Annotated in this window: 24 protein-coding genes; 10 read left to right on the top strand and 14 right to left on the bottom strand. The window is 72.8% G+C overall.

All coding sequences use genetic code 11. The features are described 5' to 3' along the window. Nucleotides 1–10: 10 nt before the first annotated feature. Entirely contained in the window at nt 11–1,060 is a 1,050-nt protein-coding gene (locus tag CRP27_RS08595; RefSeq protein ID WP_097180381.1) for a YeiH family protein, read from the top strand. Between the two features lie 19 nt (nt 1,061–1,079). On the opposite strand, the gene CRP27_RS08590 is transcribed toward CRP27_RS08595, so the two are convergent. After that, a complete protein-coding gene (locus tag CRP27_RS08590; RefSeq protein ID WP_097180229.1) occupies nt 1,080–1,829 on the bottom strand; it encodes an SDR family NAD(P)-dependent oxidoreductase in 750 nt (249 codons plus the stop codon). A gap of 141 nt (nt 1,830–1,970) precedes the next feature. On the opposite strand from CRP27_RS08590, the gene CRP27_RS08585 reads away from it, so the two are divergent. Next, nucleotides 1,971–2,561, top strand: a complete 591-nt coding sequence (locus tag CRP27_RS08585) for a TetR/AcrR family transcriptional regulator (protein ID WP_097180228.1) — start codon at nt 1,971–1,973, stop codon at nt 2,559–2,561. A gap of 76 nt (nt 2,562–2,637) precedes the next feature. Here the strand turns inward: CRP27_RS08585 and CRP27_RS08580 are convergent, their stop codons facing one another. The 5 genes from CRP27_RS08580 to CRP27_RS08560 form a co-directional block, all read right to left on the bottom strand. Then, nucleotides 2,638–3,714 (bottom strand): ABC transporter permease, encoded by a 1,077-nt coding sequence (locus CRP27_RS08580; protein WP_097180227.1) that lies wholly within the window; start codon nt 3,712–3,714, stop codon nt 2,638–2,640. Continuing rightward, complete coding sequence (locus CRP27_RS08575) at nt 3,711–4,592, bottom strand: ABC transporter ATP-binding protein (protein WP_097180226.1); 882 nt, start codon at nt 4,590–4,592, stop codon at nt 3,711–3,713. Before CRP27_RS08575 ends, CRP27_RS08580 begins: the two co-directional genes overlap by 4 nt. Before the next feature lie 170 nt (nt 4,593–4,762). Beyond that, nucleotides 4,763–5,452 carry a response regulator transcription factor gene (locus CRP27_RS08570; RefSeq protein WP_097180225.1) on the bottom strand — a complete coding sequence of 230 codons (690 nt, stop codon included), beginning with the start codon at nt 5,450–5,452 and terminating at the stop codon, nt 4,763–4,765. Further along, nucleotides 5,434–6,705, bottom strand: coding sequence for a sensor histidine kinase (locus CRP27_RS08565; RefSeq protein WP_097180224.1), 1,272 nt, complete (start codon nt 6,703–6,705; stop codon nt 5,434–5,436). Before CRP27_RS08565 ends, CRP27_RS08570 begins: the two co-directional genes overlap by 19 nt. 103 nt (nt 6,706–6,808) lie before the next feature. Beyond that, a complete protein-coding gene (locus CRP27_RS08560) occupies nt 6,809–8,077 on the bottom strand; it encodes an MFS transporter (protein WP_176505521.1) in 1,269 nt (422 codons plus the stop codon). Nucleotides 8,078–8,280: 203 nt separating this feature from the next. On the opposite strand from CRP27_RS08560, the gene CRP27_RS08555 reads away from it, so the two are divergent. Next, nucleotides 8,281–8,619: a YciI family protein gene (locus CRP27_RS08555; protein ID WP_097180222.1), complete on the top strand. Its 339-nt coding sequence runs from the start codon at nt 8,281–8,283 to the stop codon at nt 8,617–8,619. Here CRP27_RS08555 and CRP27_RS08550 read toward each other — a convergent pair. Further along, on the bottom strand, nt 8,525–9,775 hold the full coding sequence (locus CRP27_RS08550) for an MFS transporter (protein ID WP_176505520.1): 1,251 nt from the start codon (nt 9,773–9,775) through the stop codon (nt 8,525–8,527). The genes CRP27_RS08555 and CRP27_RS08550 overlap by 95 nt on opposite strands. Nucleotides 9,776–9,813: 38 nt before the next feature. Here CRP27_RS08550 and CRP27_RS08545 point away from each other — a divergent pair, with 38 nt between their 5' ends. Beyond that, complete coding sequence (locus CRP27_RS08545; RefSeq protein WP_097180220.1) at nt 9,814–10,440, top strand: TetR/AcrR family transcriptional regulator; 627 nt, start codon at nt 9,814–9,816, stop codon at nt 10,438–10,440. On the opposite strand, the gene CRP27_RS08540 is transcribed toward CRP27_RS08545, so the two are convergent. Then, nucleotides 10,391–11,020 (bottom strand): LysE family translocator, encoded by a 630-nt coding sequence (locus CRP27_RS08540; RefSeq protein ID WP_097180219.1) that lies wholly within the window; start codon nt 11,018–11,020, stop codon nt 10,391–10,393. The genes CRP27_RS08545 and CRP27_RS08540 overlap by 50 nt on opposite strands. A gap of 83 nt (nt 11,021–11,103) precedes the next feature. Here CRP27_RS08540 and CRP27_RS08535 point away from each other — a divergent pair, with 83 nt between their 5' ends. Continuing rightward, nucleotides 11,104–11,559: an Lrp/AsnC family transcriptional regulator gene (locus tag CRP27_RS08535; RefSeq protein WP_079236983.1), complete on the top strand. Its 456-nt coding sequence runs from the start codon at nt 11,104–11,106 to the stop codon at nt 11,557–11,559. Further along, nucleotides 11,556–12,449 carry an alpha/beta hydrolase family protein gene (locus CRP27_RS08530; RefSeq protein ID WP_097180218.1) on the top strand — a complete coding sequence of 298 codons (894 nt, stop codon included), beginning with the start codon at nt 11,556–11,558 and terminating at the stop codon, nt 12,447–12,449. The genes CRP27_RS08535 and CRP27_RS08530 overlap by 4 nt, the downstream gene beginning before the upstream one ends. Nucleotides 12,450–12,550: 101 nt before the next feature. Here the strand turns inward: CRP27_RS08530 and CRP27_RS08525 are convergent, their stop codons facing one another. Continuing rightward, complete coding sequence (locus CRP27_RS08525; protein ID WP_097180217.1) at nt 12,551–13,033, bottom strand: RimK/LysX family protein; 483 nt, start codon at nt 13,031–13,033, stop codon at nt 12,551–12,553. Between the two features lie 90 nt (nt 13,034–13,123). On the opposite strand from CRP27_RS08525, the gene rimK reads away from it, so the two are divergent. The 4 genes from rimK (at nt 13,124) to CRP27_RS08505 (ending at nt 19,140) form a co-directional block, all read left to right on the top strand. After that, nucleotides 13,124–14,317 carry a 30S ribosomal protein S6--L-glutamate ligase gene (gene rimK, locus CRP27_RS08520; RefSeq protein ID WP_097180216.1) on the top strand — a complete coding sequence of 398 codons (1,194 nt, stop codon included), beginning with the start codon at nt 13,124–13,126 and terminating at the stop codon, nt 14,315–14,317. 67 nt (nt 14,318–14,384) lie between these two features. After that, nucleotides 14,385–15,458, top strand: a complete 1,074-nt coding sequence (locus CRP27_RS08515; protein WP_097180380.1) for a 3-oxoacyl-ACP synthase III — start codon at nt 14,385–14,387, stop codon at nt 15,456–15,458. Continuing rightward, nucleotides 15,455–18,172 (top strand): alpha/beta fold hydrolase, encoded by a 2,718-nt coding sequence (locus CRP27_RS08510; protein WP_255257494.1) that lies wholly within the window; start codon nt 15,455–15,457, stop codon nt 18,170–18,172. The genes CRP27_RS08515 and CRP27_RS08510 overlap by 4 nt, the downstream gene beginning before the upstream one ends. Then, the gene (locus CRP27_RS08505; RefSeq protein ID WP_097180379.1) at nt 18,169–19,140 is read left to right on the top strand and encodes an NAD(P)-dependent oxidoreductase; all 972 of its coding nucleotides are present in this window, start codon (nt 18,169–18,171) and stop codon (nt 19,138–19,140) included. Before CRP27_RS08510 ends, CRP27_RS08505 begins: the two co-directional genes overlap by 4 nt. A 134-nt stretch (nt 19,141–19,274) precedes the next feature. Here CRP27_RS08505 and CRP27_RS08500 read toward each other — a convergent pair whose 3' ends face one another. The 5 genes from CRP27_RS08500 to CRP27_RS08480 form a co-directional block, all read right to left on the bottom strand. Continuing rightward, nucleotides 19,275–19,928, bottom strand: coding sequence for a gamma-glutamylcyclotransferase family protein (locus tag CRP27_RS08500; RefSeq protein WP_255257493.1), 654 nt, complete (start codon nt 19,926–19,928; stop codon nt 19,275–19,277). A gap of 83 nt (nt 19,929–20,011) precedes the next feature. Continuing rightward, nucleotides 20,012–20,848, bottom strand: coding sequence for a hypothetical protein (locus CRP27_RS08495; RefSeq protein ID WP_217990710.1), 837 nt, complete (start codon nt 20,846–20,848; stop codon nt 20,012–20,014). Further along, nucleotides 20,838–21,377: an RNA polymerase sigma factor gene (locus CRP27_RS08490; RefSeq protein WP_097180213.1), complete on the bottom strand. Its 540-nt coding sequence runs from the start codon at nt 21,375–21,377 to the stop codon at nt 20,838–20,840. The genes CRP27_RS08495 and CRP27_RS08490 overlap by 11 nt, the downstream gene beginning before the upstream one ends. Before the next feature lie 104 nt (nt 21,378–21,481). Further along, nucleotides 21,482–21,898: an MFS transporter permease gene (locus CRP27_RS08485; RefSeq protein ID WP_097180212.1), complete on the bottom strand. Its 417-nt coding sequence runs from the start codon at nt 21,896–21,898 to the stop codon at nt 21,482–21,484. Next, nucleotides 21,895–22,830: an Asp23/Gls24 family envelope stress response protein gene (locus CRP27_RS08480; protein ID WP_097180211.1), complete on the bottom strand. Its 936-nt coding sequence runs from the start codon at nt 22,828–22,830 to the stop codon at nt 21,895–21,897. The genes CRP27_RS08485 and CRP27_RS08480 overlap by 4 nt, the downstream gene beginning before the upstream one ends. Nucleotides 22,831–22,878: the final 48 nt, after the last annotated feature.

The following is a 22,878-nucleotide window of genomic DNA, read 5'->3' as shown; positions in this document are numbered from 1 at the left end:
GCTGGAGGGCATGCCCCTCACGCGTGCGGACGCCGCTGCCGTCGTCCCCGGCATCGCGCTCGCCGTCGCGATCGGACTCGTCGCCACCCTCGTCGGGACCGAGGTGCCGGTCATCGGCGGCCCGGTGCCCGCCGTCGTCATCGGTGCGGTCGTCGGCTGGCTCGTCCGGCGTCGACGACAGGGCGGACTCGACGCACTCCGACCCGGCGTCAAGTTCGCGTCGAGCCGTGTGCTGCAGTTCGCCGTCGTGCTGCTCGGTGCGCAGCTGTCCATCGGCGAGGTGCTCCGCATCGGCGGGGAGACGCTCCCGGTCATGCTCACGACCCTCGTGGTGTGCCTCGCCGCGGCGTGGGGGATCGGCAGACTGTTGCGGGTGTCGAGCGCGCTCCGCACGCTCATCGGGGTCGGCACCGGCATCTGCGGGGCATCGGCGATCGCGGCCGTCACGCCCGTGATCGGTGCCGTCAGCGCGGACGTCGCCTACGCGATGTCGACGATCTTCCTCTGCAACATCGCCGCAGTCTTCGTCTTCCCCCTGCTCGGTCACGCGCTGGGGCTCTCGCAGCACGCCTTCGGCATCTTCGCCGGCACGGCCGTGAACGACACGTCCTCGGTCGTCGCCACGGCGACGGTCTACGGTCGCCAGGCGACCGACACCGCCGTGGTCGTCAAGCTGGTCCGGACGCTCATGATCATCCCGATCGTCATCGGGTTGGCCGGCCTGGAGGCACGGCGAGCCTCCCGCGAGCAGCTCGCCGCCGACGACGGGTCGGGTCGCGCCGGGGGCGTCCGCGTGTTCCGGCTGGTGCCGTGGTTCCTGATCGGGTTCCTCGTGGTGGTCCTGCTCCGCACCCTCGGAGTGCTGCCGGCCGCCGCGGCCCCGGGGTTCTCCACCGCCGCGACGTTCCTCATCACGGTGGCGTTGGCCGCCATCGGGGTCTCGACGGACTTCGGCGCACTCCGGCGCGCGGGGTTCCGACCGATGCTGCTCGGCATCGCGCTCTGGGTGCTCGTGGCGGGGACGAGCCTCGGCGCGCAGGCGGTCTTCGGACTGCTCTGACGCGCCGGAGCGGCGTCCGTCAGACCTGGCTCGCGCCCCCGTCGACGTACAGCTCTGCGCCCGTGACGTAGCTGCTGCGCGGCGACCCGAGGAAGAGCACGGCGTCAGCGACCTCGTCCTCCGTCCCCAGACGCTGCATCGGGACGCCGGAGGCCAGGCCACCCAGCAGTGCTTCGGCGTCCTCCGGGCTGCCCGCCAGCCCGGACAGGCCCGGCGTGCCGATCGGCCCCGGGGCGACGACGTTCACGCGCACCCCCCGCTCGACCAGCTCGGCCGCCCAGCTCCGCGCGAGGGACCGGACCGCGGCCTTCGTCGCGGCGTAGACGCTGAACGCGGGGTTGCCCTTGACGTCGATGTTCGAGCCGGTGAGCACGATCGCGGACCCCTTCGTCAGGTACGGCAGCGCGCCCTGCACGGTGTTGATCACGCCGCCGACGTTCGCGTTGAAGGTGGTCGTGTAGTGGTCCCAGCTGATCTGCCCGAGCGGTGCGAACTCGCCGCCGCCGGCGTTGGCGAACACGAGCGCGAGTCCGTCCCCGCGCGTGGAGACCGCCGCGAACACCCGCTCGACGTCCTCGGCCACGGCGACGTCGCCCTGCACCGTGGTGACGGCGTCGCCGAGCTCGGCCGCCACCGCGTCGAGTGCGTGCTGGCGTCGCCCCGTGACGACGACGTGCGCGCCCTCCGCGACGAGTCGGTGGACGACGGTCAGGCCGATGCCCGACGTCCCGCCCGTGACGAGTGCTGTGGTCCCGGTGAAGTCACCCATGATCGTTCCTCTCATTTGCGTACCAAGCGGTACAGATATGGAACGTAGACCGCTCGGCTCGATCTGTCAAATCTGTACTGGATGGTATGAAATCGACCGACGCGCTATTCTGGTCCGATCGGTACAGATCGGAGGCGCGTCATGGCAGCACGAGGACGGCCGCGCGGGTTCGACACGGACGAAGCACTCGACAGCGCGGTCGAGGTGTTCTGGCGCCAGGGGTACGCCGGCACCAGCCTGGAGGACCTGACCACCGCGATGGGCATCAACCGTCCGAGTCTCTACGCCGCGTTCGGCAACAAGGAGGCCACGTTCCGCAAGGCGCTGGGGCGGTACGCCGAGGTCGAGATGGCCTACGTCGGGGATGCCCTCGCGGAGCCGACGGCACGTGCGGTCGCCGAGCACTACCTGCGCAGCAACGTCGCCGCGGTGACGACCCCGGGGCGGCCGGCGGGGTGCCTCTCGATCCAGGGCGGACTCGCCGCGGGCGACGAGGACCGCCGGATCGTCGACTTCCTCGAGGAGAGTCGTGCCGGCGGCGAGCGACGCATCGCCGAACGGTTCCACGCGGCGCGGGACGCCGGTGACCTGGCTCCGGAGGAGGACCCCGACGAGCTCGCCAAGTACGTGGTGACGGTGTCCGCCGGGCTCGCCGTCCAGGCGAGCAGCGGCGCGACCCGGCAGGAGCTGGCGGCCGTCGTCGAACGCGCGCTGCGCGCTTTCCCGGCCTGATGCAGTGACGGGAGGCCCGGATCACGTGAGCCGACCAGCTCACGTGATCCGGGCCTCCAGTCCGACCACCGCGGCGTCAGCCGCGCAGCGCCTCCGCCAGCTTCACCCGGCTGCCGGTGCGCAGGAGCGCGTTCTCGTAGATCCGCGCTCCGATGACGACGACGAGCACGACCGAGACGGCCACGATCACGAGGGACAGGATCGGCTCCCACCACTCGGCGGTCCCGAGGAAGATCCGCATCGGCATGCCGATCGGCGCACTGAACGGCACGTACGACATGACGCCGAGGATGGTCGGGTTGTTGTACGCGACGATGATCAGGATGTAGGGGATCATCACGAGCATCATCACCGGGGTGGTGACGCTGCCGACGTCCTCCTGGCGGGAGACGAGCACCGCGGCGGCGGCGAACAGCGAGGCGATGAGCACGAACCCGATCGCGAAGAAGCCGACGAACCACAGCATGCTCGGCCCGAGGACGGTGAACATGTTGTCCTGCCCGGTGACCGCGAGCGTCACCGCCGCCGCGATCGCCACCGCGACGATCTGCGCGAACGCCATGACGCTGTTGCCGAGGACCTTGCCGGCGAGCAGTGCCCGTGCCGGGATCGCCGCCATCAGGATCTCGACCACCCGGGTGGACTTCTCCTCGACGACGCTCTGCGCGATCGACTGGCCGAACGTCACGGCCGAGGCGAAGTACACCACCCCGAACGCCAGCGCGACGATGTAGATGAGCCCACCGGGGATCGCGTTCGGGTCGAGCAGCTCGATGCGGGGCGAGACGCTGAGCGCCTGCACGACGTCGGTCGGGGCGTCGTCGAGCCCGACGACCTTGTAGCCGAGCGGGTCGTCCGAGGGCAGGACCGCCGCGTCGACGTCACCGTTCTCGACGAGTCGTTCGGCGGCGGCGACGGTCGGTGCCTCCGTGACGTCGAGCCCCTTGCTCGTGGGCAGGCTGACGCCGTCGACGACCGCGACCGGGGTGGTGTCGCCCGCGGTCGCCTTGCCGACGATGCCACCGACGACGATCGAGGCGACGACCATCAGGATGAGGATGCAGGCGGACACGACGAACGCCTTGCTGCGGACGCGTGCCTGGATCTCGCGCGCGGCGACCAGCCGCACGGACTGGACGAACGAGCCGTTCACCGGACGACCTCCCGGAAGACCTCGCTGAGCCGCGGGACACGCGGCGAGAACGACCCGACGGTGCCGTGCTGGACGGCTCGCTGCAGGACCCGCTGGGCGGTGGTGTCGTCAGCCTCGAAGACGGCGTAGCCGCCGTCGAACTCGCGGACGGTGACGCCCGGTTCGTCGCGGAGCCAGGCGACGTCGCCCTCGACGAGCAGCTCCCACGCCGGGGGCCCGGCCTGCTTGCGCAGTTCGTCCTGCGGTCCGGCGGCACGGATGGTGCCGCCGGCGATCACCACGACGTCGTCGCAGAGCCGCTCGACGACGTCCAGCTGGTGGCTCGAGAAGAGCACCGGGACACCGCCGGCCGCGGCCTCGCGCAGCACCGCGAGCACGACGTCGACGGCCATCGGGTCGAGGCCGGAGAACGGCTCGTCGAGCACGAGGACCTCGGGGTCGTGGGCGAGCGCGGCCGCGACCTGCACGCGCTGCTGGTTGCCGAGCGAGAGCTTCTCGACCGCGTCGTCGGCGTGCGGCGCGAGGCCGAGCCGGTCGAGCAGGTCGGTGGTGCGGCTCGCTGCGGTGCGCTTGTCGACGCCGTGCAGCCGGGCGAAGTACGTGATCTGCTCGGCGACGGGCATCTTCGGGTACAACCCGCGTTCCTCCGGCATGTAGCCGAACCGGCGCCGGTCGGCCGGGCCGATGGTGGTGCCGTCGATCGACACGGTGCCGGCGTCGGCCTGCAGCACGCCGAGCAGGATCCGCATCGTCGTGGTCTTGCCGGCACCGTTGCCGCCGACGAACCCGGTCAGGCGTCCGTCACCGACCGTGAACGTGACGTCGTCGAGCACGCGGCGGTCGCCGTACTGCTTGGTCACCCCGTCGATGGTGAGCATGTCGTTCCCCTCTCGCGGCGGTTCGGTCCGCCTGCGTCGACGCTATTGCGCCGGGCCGGGGCGGTGCCTCCGGCGGGGGACGGGGATCGGGGCGCGGGCGGCTCCGCCGCGCGGGGGAGGGGAGGCGACCGCGGTCAGCCCGTGGTGCCGGAGCCGCGCGCGGTGCCGGGTCAGCCCGCGGTGCCGGCGACGCCGTGCTCGAACGCCCACACGACGGCCTGGATGCGGTCGCGGAGGCCGAGCTTCTGCAGCACGTTCGACACGTGGGTCTTCACGGTCGCGTCCCCGACGAACAGCTCGGCGGCGATCTCGGCGTTGCTCAGGCCACGGGCGAGCAGCCGCAGGACCTCGGTCTCCCGCTCGGTGAGCCCCGCGGACGCCAGCGCCGCGTCGGCGGTGGGCACGGCGTCGGCGCTCGTCGGCGGGGCGGTCGCCGTGGCCCGGCTGATCACCCGCCGCGTCACGTCCGGCGCGAGCAGCGCGTCACCCGCGGCCACCGTGCGGACCGCGTCGATCAGCCGTTCGGGCGAGGCGTTCTTCAGCAGGAACCCGCTCGCCCCGGCCTCGAGCGCCTGGAACAGGGCGTCGTCGTGGTCGAACGTCGTCAGGACGAGCACCGCCGGGGGATCGGGGAGCGCCGCGATCCGCCGCGCGGCCTCGAGCCCGTCGACGTTCGGCATCTGGACGTCGAGGCAGACCACGTCCGGCCGGTGTCGCCGGACGGCCTCGACTGCCTCGGCGCCGTCCGCCGCCTCGCCGACGACGCGGAACCCGGGCTCGGACTCGAGGATGACGCGGAAGCCGGCCCGGACGAGGTCCTGGTCGTCCGCGAGCACGATCGTCAGGTCGTCGGCAGCCATGCCCGCACCAGGTAGCCTCCCCGGGCGCGCGGCCCGATCTCGATCCGTCCGCCCACTGCGGCGACGCGTTCGCGCATGCCCACGTGGCCGAGTCCGCTGCCCGCCGTGTTCCGCGGAGCGCGGTCGCCGTGTCCGTCGTCGGTGACCTCGACCTCGACGCAGTCGGCGAGGTACCGCACGCGGACGTCGGCCCGGGCGGTCGGACCGGCGTGCTTGAGGACGTTCGTCACGGCCTCCTGTGCGATCCGGTACGCCACGGCGGACACCGTCGGCGGGACCTCCCGCGCGTCGCCGACGACCACGTACTCGGTCGGGTGACCTGCCGTGCGCGCGGCGTCGGCGAGCTCCCCGATGCGACCGAGTCCCTCGGTGCTCGGCGCGTCGCGGTGGTCGTCGCCCGCTGGGGCATCGTCGTGGGAGCGGAGGGTGCCGAGCATCCGGCGGAGCTCCTCGACGGCGGTGCGGGCGCTCTCCTCCACCACGCCGAGCGACACGGTGGCCTGCGCCGGGTCGCGGTCGACCACGCGTCGGGCGGCGCCGGCCTGCACGCCCATCAGCGAGACGTGGTGCGCGACGACGTCGTGCAGCTCACGGGCGATCCGGACGCGCTCGATGGTCACGGCCTGTGCGGCGCTGCGCTCGCGTTCGGCGGCGAGTTCGGCGGTCCGGACGTCCAACTCGTGCTTCGCGACGGCCGAGGCCCACGCACGGTTGCCCGCGTACCAGGCGGCCCCGAAGTAGATGACGTTGATCACGATGTTGAGCAGCGAGTACGCGATGTACGGCGGGATGAGGCTGTCGTCCTCGTTGGGCAACGCGTTCGGGACCGCCCAGCCGAAGGCGATCGCGATGAAGAGCCACGCGAACATGCCGCCGATGACGACCCACCGGACGACCTCGGCGCGGACCCGGTCCGAGCACCACGCGCCGACCGTGTAGAGCGCGATGAACAGGGTGAAGTTGACGAGGAAGACCTCGGGCACGTGCAGGATCTGCAGCGCCGCGAAGGCCAGGGCCGAGACGACGGCCATGCTCATCGGCCAGCGCCGGCGGAACGCGACCGGGGCGGCGTTCGCGACGATCATCAGCGCGGAGACCCACCACGCCGCCTGGTCGTCGCCGTAGGTGCCCGCGGCGGCGTAGAGCGTCGTGGTGACCGCCAGGCCGGCACCGAGGACGATCGCGAGGACCGCGTCCTGACGGAGTTCTCGGCGCCCCACCGGCAGCCGCGTCCACTCCGTCGCCGTCCCCATGCGGACCACGCTAGCGGGTGGGGCCGTCGGACTGGAGGCGCGGTGCGGGTGACCGACGTCGGTCACCCGCACCGCGCCTCCAGTCCAGTGCCCGTTGCGGCCGTCAGCCGTCGGCGTCAGCCGTCGTCGCGATGCGCACACGGGCCGGCAGGCCCGCGACCGCGGCGCGCCACACCCAGGCCGCCGCCGCGAACACCAGGGCGGTCAGTAGCCAGAGCACCCACGGCACGTCCGTGTCGAGCAACGCGAGCGACAGGGGGAACAGTGCCATGCCCACCGAGCTCGCGGTCTGGAACACCCCGATCGCCCGGCCACGGATCCGGGGGTGCGGCGCCTCGGCCATCACGGCGTTCGCGGCCGGCAACGCGATCATGTCCGCCACGGCCAGCAGCACCGCCACGAGGACCACGTACGCCCAGGCGGTGACCCCCTCCAGCGGCGGGAGCACGATGAGCGGCACGGCGGTGAGCGCGGTCAGCGCTGCTCCGACCGCGACGAGCACGCCGCGGTCGAAGCCGGCGACCCACCGCGTCACCGAGGTCTGCAGGCAGGCGGCGAGCCCGGTCGCGACGGCGAACTGCACGGGAGCGACGGCCGCGGGCATGTGCCACCGCTCGACGAACAGCACGCTGAGCGCGACGTTCGGCAGCACCATCGCCGGCCCGATCAGGAACTGCCCGAGCGTGATCAGCCGCATCGAGCGGTCGGCGGCGAACTCGCGGAGCGACCCGGTCCTGATGTCGTCGAGGTCCCGCGCCCGCGGTGCGGTTGGGTGAACGCCACCTGTCCGCTGGGAGGCGAACACGACGGCTGCGGCGACGCTCGTCACGACGTTCGCGACCACGAGCCAGCGCAGCCCGTCGTGCCCGCCGCCCGCGAGCGTCACGGCGGCGACGATCGCGCCGGCGCCGAGGGCTGCGGCCTTCGTGGCCTCGAGGAAGGCGAACCAACGCTCGAACGGCCGGCCGTCGGACAGGTCGTGGACGTACGCCGTCCACGACGTCCAGTAGAGCCGTTCGGACGCGTTCGCGAGGAAGATCGCCGCGAACACCACCACCGGGTCGTGGGCGACGAGGTACAGCGTGAACCCGGCGGCGGACAGCAGGTTGTTGGTGATCATGGACGCCTTGGCGCCGAACCGGTCGGTGACCACTCCGCCGAGCAACCCGATCGGCAGTGCGAGCAGTGACGCAGCGGTCGACAGCACGCCGATCACCGCGAGTGAGAGGTCGGTCGTCAGGGTGAAGTAGACGATCGTCAGCGGCAGCGTGAGGCCGGCGCCGATGGTGTCGACGAGCACCGCGAACGTGACGAAGCGGTGCTCGGAGAGCGTGGAGAACGAGGCCCGGAAACGGGCGCGGATGGAGAACACGGGAGACCCTCGGTGTCGTCGCACGGCGTCGGTGCCGCGCGGGCGTGCAGGAAGCGTGCGGACGGGTGGTCCGCGTGGAGGGGGAGCCGGCTCTGGTGCCGGCTCAGCGCTTCGTTGCCATGACTCCGCTGTCGTCGGGATCGGGTGTTCGCCGTCACGCTACCGCAGGAGTAGCCTCCGGCCAACGGAGCAGGGGAGAGACCATGCAGTTCCTCGTCAACGTCATCGACGACGGGCAGGCCGAGGCCGCCGGTCGGACCGAGTCCGCCTCCCGGGCCGAGATGGACGCGGTCGACGCGCTCAACCAGCGCCTCGGGGACGCGGTCGTCATCGCGGCCGGGGTGTCCGCTCCCGCCGACGCCGTCGTGGTCGACGCCCGCGGTGGCGAAGCGACCAGGACGCCGGGGTTGCTCGGCGACCCCGCGGAGTTCGTCGCCGGCTTCTGGGTCATGGAGCTGCCGGATGCCGAGACCGCCCTGCGCGTCGCGAACGAGGCGTCGGTGGCGTGCAACCGGAAGATCGAGCTGCGGCCGATCCTCTGACGACCGGCCCGAGCGCGGCGCTGACCACGGTCACCACGGCCCCGGCCACGAACGCCACGACGGTGCCGGCCGATCCGACGAGCACTCCCGCGAGCGCAGCGCCCGCGGCCTGACCGAGCACCAGCGCCACGAAGAGCACCGAGGTGCCCGCCGACGACCGGTCTGCATCGATCTCGGTCGTCCAGGTGATCAGCGCTCCGGTCGCCGCGGTGTAGCCCCAGCCGAAGACCGCGCACGCCACCAGCGCGGCCACGGTCGACTGCGGCCAGACGCCGAGGACGACGACGGCCACCGCCACGGCACCCGTCGTGGCGGTCCAGGCCGTCGCCGCACGGAGCCGGCTCGTCCACCGTGCCGTCAGCACCACGGCCGCACCGCCGATGCCGAGCGCGATCCACGCCGAGACGGAGACGGCGACCGGCGCTCCGGCGTCGACCAGGGCCGAGCGACCGTACGTCCAGACGACCGCCGAACCCGCGCCGAACAGCAGGGCGAGGCCGACCACCCCGCGGTGCGCTCGCGTCCATCTGCGGTCCGGGCGTCTCGCGGATGCCGCGTGCCGGGTGCGTCCACCGCCACCGCCACCGCCACCGCCACCGCCACCGCCGCCGCGGCCGTGGCTCGCCGCGAGCAGGACGCCGCCGACCGCCAGCGCGAACACCCCCGAGACCGCCCACGCCGCACGCCAGTCCGGCAGGAGCACGAGCGCGAGCACCCCCGCGCCCACCAGCCCGGGCCCGGTGCCCGCGTTGACGATCGACTGTGCTCGACCCTGCGCGGCGTCCGGCACCTGTTCGGCGACGAGCCGCACGAGTGCGGGCGAGGCCAGTCCCGCGCCCGCAGACCCGAGCACCGAGGCCGCCCCGAACACCATCGTGCCCGGAGCGGCCGCCATCCCGAGTGCTCCGGCCCCGGCGACGAGCGCGGCCGCGAGCACCAGGGCCCGCGGCGCCCTCGCGGCGAGGACGAAGCCGACGAGCGCGCCGACGCAGTAGAGCACCGACGCTCCGGACGAGATCCACCCGGCGGCGCCGGAGGACAGCCCGAGGTCGCGCTGCACGTCGGGCAGGAACAGTCCGTACGCCAGCCGGACGAGCCCGTAGGTCGCGGCGATGAGCCCGAGTCCACTCGCGACCAGGACACGCTGTCGCAACAAAAACGATCGTTTCACTTTTGAGAGCCTAGGGTGCTCTCATGGCGATGCGTCCAGGAACCGAGCAGAAGCTCCTCGACGCCGCCGAGGAACTCTTCTTCACCCGGGGCATCGCCGCGACACCGATCGACGCCGTGCTCGAGCGGGCGGGGATCTCCAGCGCCACGCTCTACCGCGGGTACGCCAGCAAGGAGGCCCTCGTCGCAGCGGCACTCGGACGGCGGCACGACGACTGGCTCGCCACGTGGGACGCCGCCGTCGCCGCAGCGCACGACGACCGGGGGAGGTTGCTCGCCGTGTTCGACGCACTCGACGCCTACCGTTCGACCCCGGCCGGGTCGCGGTGGTGTGCGTTCCTCGGGACGGCGGCCGAGTACGTCGACGCCCCGGAGGGCGTGCGCGCGGTGCTCGACCTGGAGACGGGAACCCTGCGTCGCCGCCTGGCCGAACTCGCGGTGCCCGTGGTCGGCGCCCGGTCCGCGGCGTTCGCCGACCAGCTGCTGCTCGTCGTGTCCGGGTACCTCGCGATGCGTCTGCGTGACCCGGGCCTCGGGACCGGCGCGGCGCGGTCCATCGCCGACGCCCTGCTCGGTGCCGCTGATGGTGCTGGCGCTCCGCTCAGTGGAGGTGCGGGAGCACCTGCTCGGCAAGCAGCCCGAGGCCGATGAGCACCATCAGCACACCCGACACCTTCGTCACGACGACACTCGCCCGCGGACGCGACCGCAGGATCCGACGTGCGGCCAGGGCGACGAGCAGGTAGACGACCGCGCAGTCGATCAGGTGCAGGCTGCCGAGGACGCCCATCTGCACCGGAGCCGGCCAGCCCCCGGGCGACACGAACTGAGGCAGGAGCGCGAGGAGCAGCAGCACGCCCTTCGGGTTGATGCCGCTCACCCCGGCGCCGCGGAGGAACCGCGACCGCGCACTCGTCCCGAGCGGCCGGTCACTCGCCGCCACCACGGTGCCGGTCCGCGCGGACAGCGTGCTGACGCCGAGGTACAGCAGGTACGCCGCTCCCGCCAGCGTCAGGACCGTGAGGGCCGCCGGGTACTCCGTCACCAGGGCGCCGATCCCGAGCGCCACCACCACGACGACGACCACGTAGCCGCTCACCATGCCGAGGATGGAGGGCACCACGGACCGCGGCTGGAGACCCGCCGCGATGGCGTACGCCCAGTCGGCCCCTGGGGTCAGGGCGAGCAGGAGCGCCACCGTCCAGAACTGCAGCATGAGGGTCAGGTCCACAGCCCGAGACGCTACGGACAATCGGCTGGAATGTGCTCCGGTTCTTCCGCGCGACACCCGCTTGCTCTGCAATGATTGCCGCCATGGATGCACTTGACCGGGAGATCCTCTCACTGCTGCAGCACGACGGCCGGATGAGTGCCACCGACCTGGCGTCCGAGGTCGGACTGAGCCTGTCGTCCTGCCACCGTCGGCTCAAGGCACTCGAGCAGTCCGGAGCCATCGAGCGGTACCGCGCCGTCGTCTCACCGGAGGCCGTGGGGCTGCACTTCGAGGCGATCGTCTTCGCCACGCTCGGGCGGACGGACCTCGAGACGATCGGCGGGTTCGAGGAGCGGGTCCGGGCGATGCCGAACGTGGTCGAGGCGCAGCGGCTGTTCGGTGACCCGGACTACCTCCTGCGCGTCCTCACACGTGACCTCGCCGCGTACCAGGAGTTCTACGACACCGAACTCGGTACCTTGCCCGGTGTGCAGCGGATCTCCTCGACCCTCGTGATGAAGCGCGTGACCTCGGACGGCACGGTGCCCCTCGCATGACCGGCTCGCGCGCGGCCCGGATCACGCGCCGGTCGCTCGTCGTCGGTGGTGCCGCCGTGGTGGTCGCGGGTGCCGCAGCCGAGGCCGTGAACCTGCGCCTCCTGCCCGGCCGGTCGACGATGTACCGGGTGCTCGGGCTCGACGGCCCGGCCGGCACCGTTCCCGACGTCGACCCCGTCCCGTCGACCTCGGGATCGTTCGTCTCGTCCGCACGGCGGGGTGAGACCGTCGGCTGGACCATCGCCGCGCCCGAGGCAGACGGGCCCCTGCCGATCGCGGTCGCCCTGCACGGCTACGGCGACGACCACACGGACTTCTTCGGCTCCCACCTCGGCTACGACCGGTTCCTCGCCGCGCACGTGGCCGCCGGCGGCGTGCCCTTCGCGATCGCGGCCGTCGACGGCGGCAACCGCTACTGGCACCGACGGGCGGACGGCGACGACCCCGGCGCGATGGTCGTCGACGAGTTCCTCCCGCTGCTCGCGCGTCGCGGGTTCGACACCGCGCGGCTCGCGTTCACCGGGTACTCGATGGGCGGGTACGGCGCGCTCCACCTCGCCGGCGTCCTCGGCACGGCGCGGGTGCGCGCGGTCTCCGCGATCAGCCCCGCGCTCTGGACGTCGGCGGGCGACACCGCGCGCGGTGCGTTCGACGACGCGGCGGACTTCCGGGCGAACACGGTCATCGGACGGCAACGGTCGCTCGACGGCATCGCGGTCCGGGTCGACTGCGGCACCGGCGACGGCTTCGAGCCGGCGGTCCGCACGTACGTCGACGGCTTCGCGACCGCACCGGCCGGTGGGTTCGAACCGGGCGGGCACACGACGGCCTACTGGCGGCGGCTCGCACCGCAGCAGCTCGCCTTCCTCGCGCGCCACCTGCACGCCTGACTCTGTGCCCGAGCTTTCCCAGAACGCCCGCGATGGCTGGTCGGATCGGGCGTAACAGGACAGAACAACTGACCAGGTACGCCCGAATCGACCGAGTACCCCTACGCGCGCCCGCGGTTGCGGCGCCGGACCTCCTTCGGCGCCCGACCGGCCATGAACGACCGAGCTGGGTCGACGAGGAACCCCTGGCGCAGGGCCTCGCGGCCGACGAGCATCCGGAAGCCCATCTGGTCGCGGTTGCTCAGCGTGACCTCGGCGTCGAAGACACGCCCGGCGAGGGTCATCTTCGTGAGGACGACGATCCGCTCCTGGGTGTGGCCGGTCGAGCTCCGGACGATGCGTCGATCGTGCACGTCGCACTCGATCGTGACGGCGTCGGCATCGGTGTCCTGCCAGGGGTGCACCGAGAACCGGACGCGGTCTCCGGGGAGTTCCTCGAGGTCGAAGGCGTGCAGCGCCGAGCTGCGGGCGCCGGTGTCGAGCTTGACCTTGATCCAGGGGATGTCGAGGTCCGGCAGCGCCGCCCACTCCCGCCACCCGGCGACGACGAGACCGCCGTTCGGGGACTTCGGTGTTCGGGCCATGTGCCCATCCTGTCGCATGCTCGGACCGGTCGTCCGCATGCTTTGATGGAGCGTCGCCGTCGATACCGATCACCCAGCGGAGCACCCCCGATGAAACTCGCCATCCTGTCGCGTGCCCCGCACGCGTACTCGACGGAGCGCCTGCGGGCCGCCGCGATCGACCGCGGGCACGAGGTCAAGGTGCTGAACACCCTGCGGTTCGCGATCGACCTGACCGGGGACGACCCCGACCTGCAGTACCGGGGGAAGCTGCTCTCCGACTACGACGCCGTCCTGCCGCGCATCGGCAACTCGATCACCTACTACGGCACCGCGGTGGTCCGGCAGTTCGAGCAGATGGACGTGTACACGCCGAACACCGCGAACGGCATCACGAACTCCCGCGACAAGCTCCGGGCGAACCAGATCCTGTCCCGCCACGACATCGGCATGCCCGCGACGACGTTCGTGAACGGCCGCGCCGACGTCCGTGGGGCGATCGAGCGCGTCGGCGGAGCGCCCGTCGTGATCAAGCTGCTCGAGGGCACGCAGGGCATCGGCGTGATCCTCGCGCCCGAGGCGAAGGTCGCCGAGTCGATCGTCGAGACGCTGCACTCGACGAAGCAGAACGTCCTCATCCAGAGCTTCATCTCGGAGAGCCGCGGCAAGGACATCCGGGCGCTCGTCGTCGGTGACCGGGTGGTGGCCGCGATGCGTCGGAGTGCGTCCGGTGACGAGTTCCGGTCGAACGTGCACCGCGGTGGGACGGTCGAGCAGGTCACCCTGACGCCCGAGTACGAAGAGGCCGCCGTCCGTTCGGCGCAGATCATGGGCCTGCGGGTCGCCGGCGTCGACATGCTCGAGGGCAACGAGGGACCCCTCGTGATGGAGGTCAACTCGTCACCGGGGCTCGAGGGCATCGAGCGCGCCACGGGCCTCGACATCGCCGGCGCGATCATCGACTTCATCGCGAACCAGGTCGCGTTCCCGGAGATCGACGTCCGGCAGCGGCTGTCGGTGTCGACCGGGTACGGCGTCGCCGAGCTGCTCGTGCACACCAACGCGGACCTCGTGGGCAAGACCATCAAGGAATCGGGTCTCTGGGACCGCGACATCACGGTCCTCACGCTGCACCGCGGCTCGGGCGTGATCCCGAACCCGCGGAGCGGCGTCGCACTGGAACCGGGCGACCGGCTCCTGTGCTTCGGCAAGCTCGAGGAGATGCGGTCGATGATCCCGGAGCGCCGCAAGCGCCGCGCCAAGCTCCGGAAACTGCCGAAGGAACCCCGCCAGACCGAGGCGTGAACCCGCCGTACAGCGCATCCGGATCGCGTACCCAGGCCGGATGCGGAAGTATGTGTCGGTGACGATCATGACGGAACGGCCGGTCGACCAGGCGACGAGCAGCGAAACGGAACGGCCCGGCAACGCCACGGCCAAGCACGACAACGTCGCGCTGCTCTCCGTCGCGACCACCGTGGCCGAGCGCGTGACCACCTCGGCCGACATCGAGGAGAAGCTCCGCGGCGTGCTCCGCCGCCTGCGCCTGCCGATGGGTCTGCTCGAACGCGTGGCCGGGGTCAAGGAGCGCCGCAACTGGGGTGAGGGGCAGTCCTTCCAGGACGCCGCCATCGACGCCGGTCGCCGCGCCATGGCCGAGGCGGGCATCCGCCCGGAGGACGTCGGCCTCCTGATCAACACGTCGGTGACGCGCCCGCACCTGGAGCCGAGCGTCGCCGTGCGCCTGCACCACGGACTCGGTCTGCCCTCGTCGGCGATCAACTTCGACATCGCGAACGCGTGCCTCGGGTTCGTCAACGCGATGAGCGTCGCTGCGGGCATGATCGACTCCGGTCAGATCAAGTACGCGCTCGTGGTGGACGGCGAGGACGCCGACCAGGTGCAGCTCAACACGATCGAGCGCCTCAACCAGGGCGGCCGGAACCGCAAGGACTTCATGAGCGAGTTCGCCAGCCTCACGCTCGGCTCCGGCGCTGCCGCGGCCGTGCTCGGCCCGGCGGACCAGCACCCGGGCGGACACCGGATCGTCGGCGGCGTCACCCGCGCGGCGACCCAGTGGTACGACCTCTGCGTCGGCAGCGTCGACGGCATGTTCACGGACGCCAAGATGCTGCTCAAGGGCGGCATGGAGCTCGTCGTCGCCGCCTGGAACGAGGCCCGCGCGCACTTCGACTGGGCCGACATGGACCGGTACGTGCTGCACCAGGTCTCCGACGTGCACACGAACGCCTTCGTCGAGGCCATCGGCGTCCCGCGCGACAAGGTGCCCACGACGTACGAGCGCTTCGGCAACGTCGGCCCGGCGTCGATACCGATCACCCTGGCCGACGAGGTCGCCCGCGGGTCGATCCGCCCCGGCGACCGGGTCTTCCTCGGTGGGGTCGGCTCCGGCATCAACACGGCGATGATGGAACTCCGCTGGTGACAGCGGGGTTGCCCCGCGTCGCCGCGAGCACGGCTCCGGCGACGCAGCCGCCCTCCCTGCCCGGGCTCGACCCCGCGTGGTCGCGTCTGGTCACGGTGCCGGCAAGGTCCGGAGATCGTCCGGGAGGCACGGATCGCCACGAGCGCACGTGGCACCTCCTCGACACGGCCGGCTCCCTGGCCGCGCTCGGCGTGGAACCGGTCGGCACGCTGCTGTGCGTGCACGGCAACCCGACGTGGTCGTACCTGTGGCGGTCGGTGCTCCGCACCTCGCTCGAGGTCGCCGCCGCCGGCGGTCCCGCCTGGCGCGTGGTCGCGGTCGACCAGCTCGACATGGGCTTCTCAGAGCGCACCGGGGTCCAGCGGGGGCTGCCGCAGCGCGTCGCCGACCTTGGTGCCCTGACCGACGAACTCGGACTGACCGGACCGGTCGTCACCCTCGGCCACGACTGGGGCGGCGTGGTGTCGCTCGGGTGGGCGGTCGACCACCCGGACCTCGTGGTGGGCGTCACGACGTGCAACACCGCCGTGCACCAACCCGACGACGCCCAGATCCCCGCACCCCTGCGGCTCGCACTCCGGCCGCAGCTGCTCGGTCGGGCGACCGTCCTGACGCCGGCGTTCCTCGAGACGACGCTCGCGATCGCGCATCCCCGGCTCGACCGTCCCGTCGCCGACGCGTACCGGGCGCCGTACCGCGGTGCTGCCCGCCGTGGTGGCGTGGGGGGCTTCGTGGCGGACATCCCCGTCGACGCGGCACACCCGAGTGCGCCCGAGCTCGACCGGATCGCCGCGGGGGTCGCGGCGCTCGAGGTCCCGGCGCTGCTCATGTGGGGGCCGCGCGACCCGGTGTTCCTCGAGCGGTACCTGGACGACCTCGCCGAGCGGCTGCCGCACGCCGACGTCCACCGCTTCGAGGGCGCCGGCCACCTGCTGCCGGACGACGCCGACGTCGCCGGGACGGTGTTCGACTGGCTCGGCGACCACCTGCCGGACGGCCACACGCCAGCCGGGGCCGAGCCGCGCCTCCAGTCCGACGACGGCGACAGCAGTACCGACGCGAGCCGCCCGCTCTGGGCGGCACTCGACGACCTGCGCGACAGCGACGAGGCAGCACTCGTCGAGATGGCCGTCGCCGGCGGCCCCCGCACCGTGTCGTGGCGACTCCTCGCCCGACGGGTGGACGAGATCGCAGCAGGGCTCGTCGACCTCGGCGTCCGACCGGGTGACCGCGTCTCGTTGCTCGTGACCCCCGGCGCAGACCTGACGGCCGTCCTGTACGCGTGCGTGCGGATCGGCGCGGTCGTCGTCGTGGCCGATGCCGGGCTGGGGCTGCGCGGGCTGACCCGTGCCGTCCGCGGCGCCCGCCCCGACTGGATCATCGGCGCGCTGCCGGGTCTCGGTGCCGCCCGCGCGCTCGGCTGGCCCGGTCGGCGCATCGCGACCGTGGCGCTGCCCGCGCCCGCTCGTCGTGCACTGCGGGTGGAGCACACGCTCGTCGACGTCGCCCGTCGCGGTGCCCGGCGCCTCGCTGACGGTGCCGCCCTGCCCGAGGCGCCGTCGTCCGACGCGCCCGCCGCCGTGCTCTTCACGTCGGGCTCGACCGGTCCGGCGAAGGGCGTCGTGTACACGCACGGTCAGCTCGGTGCCGTCCGAGACGCCCTGGCCACCCAGTACGACATCGGTGTCGGCACCGGACTCGTCGCCGGCTTCGCCCCCTTCGCCCTGCTCGGCCCCGCGCTCGGTGCCCGTTCGGTCGCGCCGGACATGGACGTCACCGCGCCGCGGACCCTCACGGCGACGGCCGTTGCCGCATCCGTGACGGCGGCCGACGCGACGGTGGTGTTCCTCTCGCCCGCGGCGCTCGCGAACGTCGTGGCCACCGCCTCTGCGCTGACCGAGGCGGACCGTGCGGCGCTCGGCCGGGTGCGGCTGTTCCTGTCGGCGGGCGCTCCCGTGTCGGCCGCGCTGCTCACCGCGGCGACCGAGCTCATGCCGAACGCCAGCGCACACACCCCGTACGGCATGACCGAGGGGCTGCTCATGACCGACGTCGACCTGGACGGGGTGCGTGCCGCCGGTGCCGCCGACCAGGAGGGCATCTGCGTCGGGGTCCCTGCCGCGAACGTCCGGGTCCGGATCGCGCCGCTCGACGGGTCCGGTGAGCCGACCGGTGCGCTGACGGACGAGCCGGGTGTCACCGGCGAGATCGTGGTGGCCGCGCCGCACGTCCGGGAGCGCTACGACCGGCTCTGGCGACAGAACCGGGTCTCGCGGCTCGGCGTGGACGACCCTCGTGGGCACCGCACCGGTGACGTCGGACACCTCGACGACTCCGGTCGGCTCTGGGTCGAGGGTCGGCTGCAGCACGTGCTCACCACCCCGGACGGTGTCGTGACGCCGGTCGGTCCCGAGCAGCGCATCGAGCGCGTCGACGGTGTCGGCCGTGCGGGGCTCGCGGGCATCGGGCCGAGTGGGACCCAGCAGGCCGTCGCGGTCGTGGAGACCACCGGTCCCCGCCGCGTCCGCCGTCCCGCACTCGCCGATCCCGACGTCGCCGCAGCCGTCCGCTCCGCAGCGGGGATCCCGCTCGCCGCGGTGCTCGTCGTGCCGGTGCTGCCGACCGACATCCGGCACAACTCGAAGGTCGACCGGGCGCGGCTGTCCCGGTGGGCGGACTCGGTGCTGTCGGGTGGACGGATGGCCCGGCCGTGAGGGTCCTCGTCACCGGCGCCAGCGGCTTCCTCGGTCGGGCGACCGCCGCTGCCGTGCGGGACGCCGGCCACGAGGTCCGGACCTTCCAGCGCCGTCCGTCGGGGGTACCCGGGGTGTCGGACGTGCTCGGCTCGATGACCGACGGTGCCGCGGTCGCCCGTGCTGTGGCGGACACGGACGCCGTCGTCCACCTCGCCGCGAAGGTCTCACTCGCCGGCGACCCCGCCGACTTCGTCCGCGTGAACGTCGACGGGACCCGGACCCTCGTCGAGGCTGCCCGTGCGGCGGGGGTCGGCCGGTTCGTGTTCGTGTCCTCGCCGTCGGTCGCGCACACCGGCTCGTCCCTCGTGGGCGCCGGTGCCGGGCCCGCTGAACCCGCGCATGCCCGGGGGGACTACGCCCGCACGAAGGCCGCGGCCGAACTCGTCGCCCTCGGAGCGGACGACCCCGGGTTCGCCGTCGTCGCGGTCCGCCCGCACCTGGTGTGGGGCCCGGGCGACACGCAGCTCGTCGGCCGGATCGTCGACCGCGCGAGCAAGGGCCGGTTGCCGCTGCTCGACTCCGGCGCAGCGCTCATCGACACGCTCTACGTCGACAACGCGGCGTCCGCGATGGTGGCAGCTCTGGAGCACGCCACCGACGACGGCGTGCACGGGAACGCGTACGTCGTGACGAACGGTGAACCCCGCCCCGTGGGCGACCTGCTCGCCGGCATCTGCACCGCGTCCGGTGTCCCGGCGCCGCGGGTGCACGTGCCGGCCGGCGTCGCACGGGTCGCCGGGTCCCTCGTCGAGGCCGTGTGGCGGGTGCGACCGGGGGAGGACGAACCGCCGATGACGCGGTTCCTCGCCGAGCAGTTGTCGACGGCGCACTGGTTCGACCAGCGTCGGACCCGGCACGACCTGCAGTGGGCGCCCGCCGTGTCGATCGACGAGGGCCTGGCGCGCCTGGCCGCGGCCGCGCGCTGACGCGGCCGCGCGCTGGCGCCCCGTGACCCGAGTCTCGCGCTGGGCGACAGTTCTCGGGCGCTCGAGCGCGAGAACGGTCGCTCAGCGCGAGTCTCGCCCCGCCCGGCGCGAGTCTCGGCCGGCGGCGGCGAAGCTCAGGCGTCCTCGGCGGCCACGTAGACCCACGCGGTCGTGCCGGACGCCAGGGTGACCTCGATCCGCTGGTAGTCCGCGACCTCGTAGTCGTCGACCGCGCGCAGTTGCCACTCGTACCCGAGCACGAGGTACGAGCCGTCGACGCGGTCCTCCGGCGTGCCCCGGCGCAGGATCGGGTGCCGGTCGGAGCCGCTCGTCCGGATGACGTCCGGGTCGGTGATCGTCACCCAGTCGAGTCGCCACCCCGGCAGGGCGTCCGGTTCGGTCGGCACGTGGTCGCCGAACAGCGACTCCTGCACGAGCGGCTGCCGGAGCGTCCCGTATGAGAACACCCGGTGCGTGGCGCCGGCGACGGGAGCGGGGCGCACGACCGGCTTCGGGCCGATCGTCGGGGACGAGGTCCACACGAGCGCTCCAGCGAGCCCGGTGAGGCCGAGGTGGAGCAGCCCGACGACGCCGAGGACGCTGCCCCAGACGATGCCCGAGGTGTCACCAGGGCAGGCCTCGAGGACACCGTCCTCATCGAAGGGTCCGCACATCGCGTTGCCGTTGGCGACGCCGACGGCGATCGCGACGATCCCCACGACGAGGCAGACCATCGCGAACGTGCCGAGACCGATGACCCAGCGCTGGCCGGGCGAGAGACGCTTCACGTCGCGAGGGTAGCGGACTGGAGGCACGGATCACGCGAGCCGACCGGCCCGCGTGATCCGTGCCTCCAGTCCGGCACGCGGCGTCAGCCGCAGAACTCGGTCGGCGGATCCTGGTCGGTCGTGCTCACCCAGACGCCGTCGACCCGTTGCTCTTCGTTGACGGGCGGAACCCGGAAGCTCACGTACACGCCGTTGATGGTCGTCGTCCAGCCGCCGTACGGGGAGTCCGACGGGACCGCGTCCGTGTCGTTCCCCGGTTCCGTGTAGCGGGCGTCCGGGAACGCAGCGCGCACCTCGGCGAGTGTGCTGCCGACCCCGATCCCCTGCACGGTGGTCGGGCCGCGTTGCCCCTCGTTCTGCGCACCGTTCCCGATCTGGATGCTCTGCACGGTCCCGTCGTCTGCTCGCACGACCGTGAGCCACGGTGAGGCGGGATCGACCGGCACCCAGAAGGTGACGTTCGGGTTCAGGCAGCCGGTGTCGGCGGTGAAGACGCCCGTCAGGTCGTCCGTCTCGACGGCGTCCTGGCCGCCGAGCGCGATCGGCCCGACCTCATCCCCGGAGATCGTCCACGTGCCCGGGTCCGACAGGGAGTACGGCGGCCGGGTCGACGTCGGTGTGGGGGTCGGCGTCGGCGTCGGTCGGCCGATGACCGGGGCGCCCGAGGGCGTCTCGGTCTGCGTCGGCTCCGGCGTCGTCGTCGCCGTTGGGGCGGGATCGGCGGTGAGGGAGGTCGGGATGAGGCCGAGTGCGACACCGCCACCGGCGGCACCGAGCAACAGCACGCCGACGATGCCGATCGCGATGCCGGCTCGGCGGCCGCGGCGCTTCGGACGCGGGGTGGCGCGCTCGAGGACGTTCTGCTTCATCGAGACGAGCATGCGCTGCAGGTCGTCTCCCACGGGAGGCTCAGTGTTCATCGTGGCGCACCGCCTTCCGCAGTCGTCGACGAGATCGGGAGACGCGCTGGGTGACCGCTCCGACGCTGAGGCCGAGCAGCTGCGCGGCCTCGCCGTAGGAGTGTCCCTGCAGGAGGCAGAGTTCGCAGATCCGGCGGTCGGTCTCCGGCAGGGCGGCGATCTCGTCGCGGACCCAGCGGAGCTGCTCGGACGCCTCGGTGGTGTCCGCGGGTGCGGCGAGTTCGGCGGGGAGCTCGTCGTCGGCGTGCTTCGCGTTCCGTCGTGCGAGGTTCTTCGCGTGGTTGCGGCACACGACCAGCAGCCACGGCAGGAGCGTCCCCGTCGGGAGCTGGAGCCCGTCGGCACGCTGCCAGAGGGTCAGGAACGTGTCCTGCACGAGTTCCTCGACGTCCTGGCGGCTGCCCGCGATCGCCCACGCGTACCGGGTGAGCGTCGGGGCGAAGCGGTCGAACGCCGTCGCGAGCGCTGCTCGGTCCCCGGACGCGAGGCGCCGTACGAGACCGGCGTCGTCGTCTGCGGTGTTGTCCACGGTTCTCCCTTCACCTGAACAATGTCGAGAGAACGACGAACATGACACGGATCACGCCGCGGGTTCCGCGTGTCGTGATCCGATGGTGATGTGGGGAGCGTCCGTCAGCCGGTGAAGCGTTGCCAGAGCTCGGTGACGATCGGCCAGACGTCGCCCGCACGGTCCGCGGACCCCACGGCGACCAGCACGACCGGGACGGCCGTGACGGCCAGGCTCACCAGGACCGCGAGGACGACGGCGATCGAGGCCGTGGTGGTGTGCCGACGCGTGAACGCGAGGAGCAACAGCGCGAGCACGACCACGACTCCGATCAGTGCCGCGACCGTGACACGGAGGAACGGGAACGGCACGAGGCCCGCCGTGGTGGCCGTGATGCCACCGAGGAAGCCGACGAGGGGGAGGAACACGCCGAGCACGGTGCCGACGACCAGGACGACGCCGATCCCGCCCGCGATCCAGACGCCGCGCGGGCGGGGCCGACGGACCTTCGTCCGCCGGTTGCCCGACCACGCGGTCGTCACGGTCGGTCCTGCCGGTCGACGGCTTCGGCCGAGCGGGCTGCGGACTCGGCCGCGTCTGCGGCGTCCTGTGCTGCGTCCGCTGCGTCGTCGGCAGCGTCGGCCGCTGCTGCGGCACGGTCGGCGGGGGTCGCGGGCGTCACCGCGTCACGGGCACCTGCGGCGGCGTCCTTCGCGGACTCGGCTGCATCGGCGGCGAGCTCGGACGACCGGGCCAGGACACCGGCGGCGGCGTCACCCACCCGGTCGGTGGTCTCGGCAGCACCGTCGACGACGTGCTTCGCGGCGTCGGCCGTCGCGTCGGCCGCCCGGCGGGTGACGTCGGCGGTGGCCTCCGCGGTGCGCTTCGTCGCGTCCGCGGTGGCCGTCGCGGCGCGCTTCGTGGCGTCGCGGGTTGCCTCGGCGGCCTGCGTGACGGCGTCTCCGGTGGCGTTCGCGGCCTGCTTGACCGCGTCGGTCGTGGCGGCCGCGGCCTGCGTGACGGCATCGCCCGTCGCCTCGGCGGCGCGGCCGAGCGGGGAGGGCTCGTCGTCGAACGGGCCGTGCACGTCGAGCACCCGGACGTCGACGGTCGTCGGGACGTCCGACACCTGCCGCGTGGCAGCGGACACCTGCTTGCGCACCTCGTCGGCGACCGCGATCACCGGGTGCGGGTAGCTGACGACGACGGAGACCTGCACGCCGAGCGCGCCGTCGTCCTCGTCGACCTGGACCCCGGCGGTGCCCGCACTCCGGCCGAGCTGCTTGCGCAGCTGGTCGGCGGCTCGGGCGGCGATCCCGCCGAGGTGGTGCACGCCGGGCACGGCCAGTGCGGTCTCCGCCGCGGTCCGCGCGACGATCGTCACGGTGTTCGCGTCGTCGGGCAGCGGCTCCGTGAGCTCCGCGGGCAGGGCCACCTCGGTGACCTGCGTGTGCGCGTTCGGGTCGTGCTGCATGGTTCCTCCTCGTTCGGTTCCGCCGGAACGCACCGGGGCACCCGACTC

Source organism: Curtobacterium sp. 314Chir4.1 (genome assembly GCF_900215175.1).
GTDB lineage: Bacteria > Actinomycetota > Actinomycetes > Actinomycetales > Microbacteriaceae > Curtobacterium > Curtobacterium pusillum_A.
This window is presented reverse-complemented; position numbering and strand designations above follow the sequence as displayed.